The sequence below is a fragment of the Sporomusa sp. genome (assembly GCF_035561255.1).
GTDB lineage: Bacteria > Bacillota > Negativicutes > Sporomusales > Sporomusaceae > Sporomusa.
The window spans coordinates 1-9,555 of sequence record NZ_DATMXX010000241.1; the positions used below are offsets into that span (position 1 = coordinate 1).

The 9,555-nt window shown below is 49.6% G+C and carries 8 protein-coding genes and 1 riboswitch; all 8 genes read right to left on the bottom strand.

The genetic code is table 11. The features are described from left to right. Window positions 1-501: 501 nt before the first annotated feature. Complete coding sequence (locus VN379_RS13540) at window positions 502-1,845, bottom strand: MATE family efflux transporter (RefSeq protein WP_325534675.1); 1,344 nt, start codon at window positions 1,843-1,845, stop codon at window positions 502-504. 32 nt (window positions 1,846-1,877) lie between these two features. Then, complete coding sequence (locus VN379_RS13545) at window positions 1,878-3,227, bottom strand: putative porin (protein WP_325534677.1); 1,350 nt, start codon at window positions 3,225-3,227, stop codon at window positions 1,878-1,880. Between the two features lie 29 nt (window positions 3,228-3,256). Further along, complete coding sequence (locus VN379_RS13550) at window positions 3,257-3,778, bottom strand: GNAT family N-acetyltransferase (protein ID WP_325534679.1); 522 nt, start codon at window positions 3,776-3,778, stop codon at window positions 3,257-3,259. Continuing rightward, window positions 3,744-4,802, bottom strand: coding sequence for an ABC transporter ATP-binding protein (locus tag VN379_RS13555; RefSeq protein ID WP_325534681.1), 1,059 nt, complete (start codon window positions 4,800-4,802; stop codon window positions 3,744-3,746). The genes VN379_RS13550 and VN379_RS13555 overlap by 35 nt, the downstream gene beginning before the upstream one ends. Next, window positions 4,792-5,580, bottom strand: coding sequence for an ABC transporter ATP-binding protein (locus VN379_RS13560; protein ID WP_325534683.1), 789 nt, complete (start codon window positions 5,578-5,580; stop codon window positions 4,792-4,794). Before VN379_RS13560 ends, VN379_RS13555 begins: the two co-directional genes overlap by 11 nt. Before the next feature lie 22 nt (window positions 5,581-5,602). Continuing rightward, window positions 5,603-7,141: an ABC transporter substrate-binding protein gene (locus VN379_RS13565; RefSeq protein WP_414714996.1), complete on the bottom strand. Its 1,539-nt coding sequence runs from the start codon at window positions 7,139-7,141 to the stop codon at window positions 5,603-5,605. A gap of 64 nt (window positions 7,142-7,205) precedes the next feature. Next, window positions 7,206-8,027, bottom strand: coding sequence for a nickel transporter permease (gene nikC / locus VN379_RS13570; RefSeq protein ID WP_325534687.1), 822 nt, complete (start codon window positions 8,025-8,027; stop codon window positions 7,206-7,208). Further along, entirely contained in the window at window positions 8,028-8,969 is a 942-nt protein-coding gene (nikB, locus tag VN379_RS13575) for a nickel ABC transporter permease (protein ID WP_325534689.1), read from the bottom strand. 306 nt (window positions 8,970-9,275) lie between these two features. Then, window positions 9,276-9,471: riboswitch (cobalamin riboswitch) on the bottom strand. Between the last annotated feature and the right edge of the window lie 84 nt (window positions 9,472-9,555).

Sequence of the window (9,555 nt, forward strand, 5' to 3'; positions counted from 1 at the left end):
ATTATAATGATAGCTAGTATACCTGAGAATGTTTCTTTTTTGTCAATATCATACTAAAAACAACTTCCCTATCTTTTCTAATATAGGCTGTGCCAAAGGTGTGGTAATAATAACATCCGCCTCAAATTACACAAGGATTAAGGCCAATTTTCGCCCTCACCAACCATACGGTTGTGCGTATCATTATTGCGGGCAAAAATCTGGGGAATTACATGCCTTTCATGGTCTTTTTCTATGGGCTCCCGGCTCAGTGACGATAGCTTCCTCTTCAACTCATCAAAATGGCTATTTGTCCATACTAAACTATAAGGTTTACATTACCGCTTTCTTTACAATGTTTTATAATTATTTGCCATAAGAATACAAAATCCTGCAAATTAAAACTTTGCAGGATTAATGCTATTATTTCATGTTTTCTTTTGAACTCCTTGGAACCTTTTTTCGCATCACCAATGATGCGGTTCTCGTATCACTGGTAACGGTGCAGAAAGGACAATTTTCTTATTTAACCATATTTATGATCTCTTTATTCAATCTCGGTAAATACACCCACAGAAATAAGGATCGTCCCAGGCTGAATACGATAAAAGCAAGCCATACTCCGTGATTATGCAGAAGCGGTACTGCAAACCATAACAGCAGAAAATACGCTACAAGAGAATAAAGCATGGAGTTGCGGATAGGTGCCGATTGGGTAGCACCGACAAATATGCCGTAAAGCTGAAGTCCCCAAAAAGCGGCCAGCGGGAAAATGACAATCCAGTAACTATATTGCTGTGCCACCTGCTGCACCTCCGGGATGGTTGTAAACAGCAGGATCAGCGGCTCCCGGAAAAGCAGAACCGCCAGGGCCAGCAGCATGGCTGTCCCCCCGCCCCACATTGCTGTTAAGGTGATCGTTTTGGCATACAGCTGCCGGTTTTTCTCACCGATTGCTTTCCCCACCAAAACAGTACCGGCATTAGCAAAGCCACTGAGAAAATAGGCAATGACATAATGCAGCTGCAGCAATACAGCGTTAGCCGCCAGGATTGTGTCGCCGTAGCGCAGACCGTAGACCGCGAAATAATTAAAGACTGCTAACAGGCAGGCGGTCCTGATAAACAAATCGCCATTTACTCGCATCATATTGAGTAATGCGGCAGAATCAGCCAGAACAGCAGGTGAAAGCCCCCGCAAACTGATGAGTCCTGTCCTGAAAATCGCTGCTGTGCCGATGACCGCTGTTCCAATCTCGGCAATGAGGGTGGCTATCGCCACCCCGTCTGCCAACATACCAAGACCGGCAACAAAATATACGGCAAGGATCATATTCAATACATTCATGGTTACCTGCAGCCACAGAGACAGCTTCACCTTGGCCATTCCCAGCAGCCAGCCGGTAATGACATAGTTGGCCAGAGCAAAGGGAGCGCCCCAAATCCGGATGTCATAATAGGTGTCGGCAATGGCCTGTACCGTTTCATTCGGCGACAGCAGGGCAAACGCAGCGATCTTGATGGGCTGCTGCAAGACCACCAGCAGCAATCCTAAGCCCAAAGCAATTCCCATGGGTCTGAGCAGCGCCAGGGTGGTGCCCTGCTGCTCCCTCAGCCCGCTTGCCTGGGCGCTGAAGCCGGAAGTACTGACCCGCAGAAAGCCCAGCAGCCAGTAAAGAGTATTAAAGATCAGCACACCGATGGATACACCGCCAATATAGGCGGCCTGCGGCAGACGGCCCATGATTGCCGTGTCCACCACGCCTAATAAAGGAGTGGAAAGGGTTGTAATCGTCAGCGGTATGGCCAGAGCCAGGAAGTGCTTATGATCGGCCAGTGTGATGGCTGTACTTTGTTTTTCCTGCATAAAGCCTCCTGGAACTTAAGTAGCCCAATTGATTAGAATTTGAAGTTTCCGATTAAATGGTAAGAGTCCTTATAGCTGCTGAAGGTAGATTTCCCTTGGTCATAGGGTTTCAGGTTATAATAGCGGGCTTCTACATTGGCATTTTTCGCAACTACATACTGAACGCCAAAGCCATAGCCTTTGGCACCGTCGCCGCCAATACCGGTAGTACTATTACCGCCGCTTACAACTAATGTCCCGGGATTATTATAAGAGTCAATTGCACAATTACCGAGACTCAAATAGTCAAAACTGATACCAACGGTGCCAGGCTTACTGTTATCAATGCCTTTCCAGAGCAGCCGCCCCCAGTAGCCATGATCCTGAGCATTTGCAGGCAGCTTGCTATCGCTGTTCTTAACATACTCACCGGTGACCGTAAATTCGCCGGTCTTCGTTGTAAAGCCCACTGCGGTTTGTTCCAAATCATATTGTATTTTATTCTTATCTTTATCCAGGAAATTATTTGACATGGTATTCAGATGTCCTACTGTAATATTGGTAGCTGATCCGACATTTACTTTCAAATTGGCAAGAAAAGCATTAGTAGTATTACCGCTTGCCGTATAAGCGGCGAGATCACCATAACCGGCCGATAACTGGGCATTGCCAAAATTATAAGTAGCCATTGCCCCGTCTACCGAATTGTAGTCCCAAAGCAGGCCTTGTCCTAATGCAGGTAGAATACGCCCAACAGAAAGGGCTGTTTCTTTATTTTTCCATTGGAATTCCGCCCGATCAAAGCTTACCGTGTTATTTTTGGAGGTTTTACTTAGCTCATTTACCCCTCTAACATTTGATCGATTAGTTGCGGCAACCCTGCCCAGCAAAGTTACATTCTCCGCTACTTCCGAAGAGATGTTCAGCCGTACCCGCTGCTCCATACGGGTAGTGTTTTTTGCATCCTTATTTGTAGCATTTTGATTCCAGTTGCTTTGATAACGCAGCCGTGCATCGCCGCTGATTTTCACTGAAGACTTGCCTTTTTCCAACTTTTCCAGACGGCGTTCGGTATTGTCCGTGCTGCCCATATTGAGTTCCGGCGCAAATTCGGCCTGCAGCTTTTTTATCACCGCCTGATCCTCGCTGCCGGCCTTATCCGCTTTAGCGATGGCTTTAGCAACAATAGCCGCCATTTCGACCCGGGTCAGCATAACGTCCTCCCGGTAAACACTGCCGCCGAAGCCCTCGACAATACCGGCTTTGGCCAGTTGCCCAACTGCACTGTAAGACCAGTGATGCTCTGGAACCACAGCAAATAAATTGGCCGATGCAGCCAGTACCGTCCCCGCTACACTTATGCTGAAAGCGGCTCCGAGGGCTAACGCTATTTTCTTTTGCATATAATCTTTCCTCTCATTTCACTCGTATATTATTGCACAGGCCGTACCGGCTTCTCCATATGAACCAGTTGATAGGAACCACCTTCATCGAGAGTAATCTCAAAGCCCTGGCTTTGCCAGAAATGAAACCCGCCCGGCAAGAAGTGATGCGTATGAAGGTAAATCATGTTGTACGCCTGTTGACGGCAAAAGTCTTCCGCTTCTTTTAACAGCTTAGCGCCAATCCCCTGACGCCTGAGCGTTTTGTCAATATAACAACGACCGATTTCCGCCGTCGTCTTCCCGGGATAGCGCCCTTTCAGAACGGCAATCCGGTCATTATACTCACAAATCGCAATCGTCCCGATAACAGCACCCTCAGGGGAGAACGCCGCCCACATTTGATTGCGGGCAGGCTCAATATACAGCTTCGCCAGTCCCCAGACATCAGCGGTAATCGCACCTTGTCCATCCTGGGAAAAGAGGTCCTGCAGCTGTCCTAACAAGAAATTTTGCACGCAGTCAATATCATTATTGTCAATCTTGCGAATCACTATATTCCGGGCGTCCATCGTAACCTTCCTCTCCTGTCCTGCTAACTGCCGTTCTGTTGGTGTCGGCCTGCAGCGTCCCTGATTGCGGCTTTAATAAATGGCAGGCAGCACTGTGCCCTGGCCAAAGCTCCTCAAGCACCGGCTTTTCTTTGCGGCATATCCCCATGATTTCCGGACACCTGCTCTGAAACGGGCACCCTGGCGGCAAGTCAAGCGGGCTTGGTATCTCGCCTGCCAGCGGCCGGATGACTGTGCCCCCTTTTTTCTTCACCGGAAAAACCGCCTGCAGCAACGCCTTCGTATAAGGATGCCTGGCTTCATTCAGCACGTCGCCTGCAAGCACCTCTACGATATTGCCGAGATACATGACGGCAATCCGATGGCTTATCTGCGATACCAATGCCAAGTCATGGCAGATAAAAATCATGGACAGATTCTTTTCCTGCTGTATTCTGACCAGAAGTTCTACGATCTTTTTCTGCACCGATACATCCAGCGCACTGGTCGCCTCATCGCAAACGAGGATTTCCGGTTCAAGCGCCAGTGCCCGGGCAATCCCGATGCGCTGCCGCTGCCCGCCACTCATGTTGCCGGGGTAGCGGTCGGCAAACTCTTCCGGCAGCTCAACCATACGCAAAAGCTCTTCAGCCTTGTCTCCCGCCTCGCGGCCTTTGATCAGCTTAAAGTTGCGCAGCGGCTCGCACAGGATGTCTTTTATCTTCATCTTCGGATTAAAGGCCTGCGACGGATCCTGAAACACCATCTGAATATGCCGCCGGCTTTGCCGCATTCGCTCTCCCTTAAGCCGGGTCAGATCCTCGCCCCGGAAGCATATCGCCCCGCTTGTCGGCGCATGGAGCTGCATGATCAGTTTTACAAGCGTGCTTTTACCGCAGCCGCTTTCACCAACAACGCCGAGCGTTTCTCCCTGATACAGCGACAGCGACACGTCATCACAGGCTGTCAGCATGCACCCGTCAGCTGCCGGAAAACGCTTTACGACATGCTCGATTGCCAGAATCGGTTCCTTGTCAGCTGACATAGCTTTCTCCTCCAACCTGCGGTACCGCTGCTAACAGTTCTTTTGTATACGCCGACTGCGGCCGGGCGATAATATCATCCGTGCTACCGGCTTCTACGATTTCGCCTGCCTGCATGACGATCAGCTTATCTGACATATAAGCGGCCACACCGATATTATGGGTAACAATAATGATTGCCGTTTTATCCTGTTGGCAAATCTCCATCATTTCTTTTACCACCTGCGCCTGCGTTGTCACATCCAGCGCCGATGTCGGCTCATCCGCCAGCAGCAGACGCGGTTTAAAAAACATCGCCATGGCCACGCCGACACGCTGCCGCATCCCGCCGCTCAGTTCAAACGGATAGCTTTTCATGATGTTTTCCTGATTGGGCAAGTGCATTTTCCGGAGCATAGCTTGTGTCGCCTTGGCTGCTTCCTTTTTTGTCAGCGGCGAGTGTTCGCGGATATACTCCACAAACTGGCTGCCGATACGGCGAATGGGATCCAGCATGCTGCCGCTGTCCTGAAACACCATGGCAGCCTTTGGGCCACAGAGGCGGCACCACTCGGCAGGGGTATTGTCCAAGAGATTTTTGCCTTCAAAGAGAATTTTTCCGCCGCTTACACGCCCCTCATGCGGCAGGCAGCCAAGAATCGCGCGGATAACCGTTGTCTTGCCACTGCCGCTTTCGCCTACAATGGCAAGGACCTCGCCTTCATCAAGCGATACATTCACATTCCGGACGATTTCACGTTCCCCATAGGATACTGAAAGCTCCGATACCTCTAGCAACATTTCAGTTCTCCTTCGTGTACTATTATTTTTTAGCCGGTTTAATCTTATTGGTCAGCCAATAATAATCGGACGGATACATCCGGGCGCCTTCAATTGAGGTCGAACTGATGATGTTTGTTTCCGGATATCCCAGGAACAGAGCGGCCCCGTCGTTCATAATGATCTGCTGACAATCAATGATTAGCTGGCGGCGTTGTTGGCGGTCGAACGCTGTGGACAGTTCGGCAAACTTCGCATCCAGTGCCGGATTGCTATAACCGGAGCCGTTCTGCGGGTTATCACCGTTTGTATTCGTTTTCCAGTACCAATTCAGGAAGATCTCCGGATCACCGGTATTGGCAGTCGTAATGTTGGAAATCAAAAGCCCATATTCACCGTTAATCCCCATCTTATCGATCAGGTTATAGTCCACCGTCTTGATTTTTACATCAAAACCGACCTTTTTCGCATCAGACTGCACAGCCTCTGCGTAAATCGGCAGTTCGGCGCGGCTGTTGTATACGACAAAATCAACTGTAAGCTTCTTCCCATCTTTCTCCAGGATGCCGTCGCCGTCAGCATCCTTCCAGCCGGCTTCGGCCAAAAGTTGTTTGGCGCGTTCGATATTAAAGCTGTTCGGATCTTTGAGCTGATCGAAACCGTAATCCATCGACGGTGGTACCGGCGCCTTGCCTTCAATAAAGGTGCCCTTCAGAATAACCTCATTGTATACCTTTCGGTCGCAGGCACTGATAAATGCCGCACGAACCTTCGGATCACCCAAAACGCCTTTTTGATTAATCCGGGCCAATACGGTGCGCAGCGAGGCAATTCTGTCGACATGGAATTTTGCCTTATCGTTAAAAAGACCAATGTCACCTGCCGCAATATTGACCGCCATATCTACCTCACCGGACTGCAGAGCCATTGCCCGTGTATTCGGATCATCTATGGAGGGGATTTCAACAGTTTCATAAGGCACTACGCCGTCCCAATAATAGGGGTTTTTCACCAAAACTGCTTTATCCTTGACGAAAGTCTTGCACATATACGGCCCGGTGCCAATCGGTCCTTCCTTGGCAAAATTACGGGCCGGCTCAGCCGATACATCCACAATTAAAAAGAGCGGATCGGCTAAAAATCCCGGCATATTGGGCTCCGTTTTTTCTGTGTGGATCGTAAGTAGTTGGCCGTCAGCCTTCATTTCCTTATACTTAAAAAACGTTACCGCCCGTTTATTCTTGGCAAAGGCCCTTTCCAGAGATGCCTTAACAGCAGCCGCATCCAGCGGTTTGCCGTTCGAGAATTTCACCCCGTCTCTGATTTTAAAGGTCCAGGTCATGTGGTCGGCGCTGATCTGCCAGCTTTCAGCCAGCCACGGCTGTACATTCATCTTTTCATCAAATTTCACCAGGCTTTCCCCGATGCCATAACGCATGACAACCCAGCCAAAATAATTTTCCGTTGGTTCCAGTGAATCGGCAAAATTGGTTACACCAATTTTCAGTGTCTTTGTGTCGGCTTCCTTTTTACCACTGCTGCCGCAGCCTGCTATAAAGACCGCCGCCAGGCAGAGTATCATAAGTACCCAGGTTAACTTTCCTAATCTTTTCAAGAAATCTCATCCTTCCCCATCTGTGTTTTAGTCAATTGGCCCGCTGCGGGTCCAGGATATCGCGCAGGCTGTCTCCCCATAGGTTAAAAATCGCTACTACAATCAGGATTGCCGCCCCCGGATAAAGCATCAGCCAGGGAGCTGTCTGGATATGCTGTCTTCCCTCATTGAGCATAAGCCCCCATTCCGGCGTCGGCGGCTGCGCGCCAAAGCCCAAAAAGGACAACCCCGCCAATTCCATGATCATCGTACCGATGTCCATCGCGGCCGTTACAACAATCGTCGGCAGGATATTAGGCAAAATATGGCGCCATAAAATCTGCAGCGGTTTTGTCCCACTTATTACGGCCGCGGCGATAAAATCACGCTCGCGCAGTTTAAGTGTCAGACTACGCCCCAAACGCGCGTATTTGGTCCAACTCACCGCCGCCAGTGCCAAGATTGCATTGATGATATTGCCGCCCAGCATGCCGGCAATGGCAATAGCCAGCACGATACCCGGAAAGGCCAGCATCATATCGACAATACGCATAAGTACGGTATCCACCTTGCCGCCCATGTAACCTGCCAGCACGCCGATAAAAGTTCCCACCACTGTAATAACGGCAACCAGCGACAGCGTCATCATCAGCGAGGTTCGCGCCCCATAAATTATGCGTGACAAACAGTCCCGCCCTAGCTTGTCCGTCCCGAACAGGTGCTCTTCGGACGGGGCCTGCAGGGACTGACGCATCACCGCATCATACGGATCGTAAGGAGCCAGCCAGGGTGCAAAAAGGGCAAAACCGATAATCAAAAGGACAAAAAATGTGTACAGCCAGAATAAGAATTTGTCCTTTGTCCAAAGCACCACTCAGCAGCCCCCTTTCTTCAGCCGCGGGTCAAGATACGTATAGGAGATATCGACCAGCAGATTGATCACCATATACAAAACAGCAATCCAGAGGACAAAGCCCTGTACCAGAGGATAATCGCGCATCTCAATGGCATGTACGGCCATTTTGCCAAGCCCCGGCCAGGAAAAGACCATCTCGATGACAGCCACGCCACCCAGCAGCCAGCCAATTGACAGACCCAAGAGCGTAATCAACGGCAGGCACGCGTTCGGCAGCACATGCTGCCAGAGAATCTTCCGCATGGGAAAGCCCCGTATCCGTGCGCCAATGATATAATCCTGTCCCAGTTCCTCTAAAACCGCTGTACGCACCTGCCGAGTGTATTTAGCGGCCATCGCGATGGCCAGCGTCAGCGAGGGCAGCACCATCCGGTCGAACGATACCTCACCGCCCGCTATCGGGAACAATCTCAGTTTCAGCCCCAAAACATACAACAAGATGAGTCCTACCCAAAAGCTCGGCATGGATACGCCCAAAAACGAAATGCCGCGAATAAGATAATCAACAGCACGATTTCTGTATATCGCCGACAGTATCCCGCACGGCACCGAGATCAGAAGCATCATCACCGTCGCCGAGGCAGCGAGCACCATTGTTCCCGGCAAACTTTGCCAGAGACGGTCAGCTACCGGCATTTTTGCCGAATAAGACATGCCCATGTCTCCCTGTAAGACACCTGCAAGCCAGCGGAGATACTGTACATGAAACGGCTGGTCCAACCCCAACTGCGCCCGCGTCTCGGCAATCGTTTCCTCTGAAACAATGGTGTCAGCTACCTCCAGCAGCATCTCTACCGGATCTCCCGGTGACAGATACATCAGCGAAAATGTCAGCAGACTCACACCGAAAAGAGTAATAACCATCTGCAGTAAGCGATGTAAGAGCTCTTTTCCCTTCAAATCACCCTCTCCTTTCTATAAACTAGACTTGATTCAGACGGAGTTTTAAGCTCCAGCTGAATCTTAGTCGACGTTATCCAGGGACTTAGTCGCTCTGTACTCACCGCGTATGGAGGCGGGAGTATTAGAGCGGGTTAGTCATCGGATAAAATAAAAATCCGCATAGAATCGTCTTCTTAACAAAAAGACGGATTCTATGCGGATTTAGGCAAGCTGCCTATTGAAGCACACTGCGGCCAAAAGTTAAAATCAAATAACAGCCCAGACTGCACCCACATATCCATCTCCTTATCACGCGTAAGTCAACAATGAATCTTATTATAAGCAGGCTTTCTGGCTCATAGATCATCACCTTCACTTCCGTCTTCCCAAAGTTTCCTTCAGTGACGCTTGTTCGAAGCAGGCTCCCTATTTACAGCTGCGGGACAGCACGGGATTCTCACCCGTTTTCCTCTCATCATCAACATAAAATGTTGACGACACTTATAACGTTTTGTATATGAAATTGTCCTAATAGAAACATTTATACTAATTTCATGCATTTTTAATAACTATCAATATAAATGATTATTGGGTATATAGTATC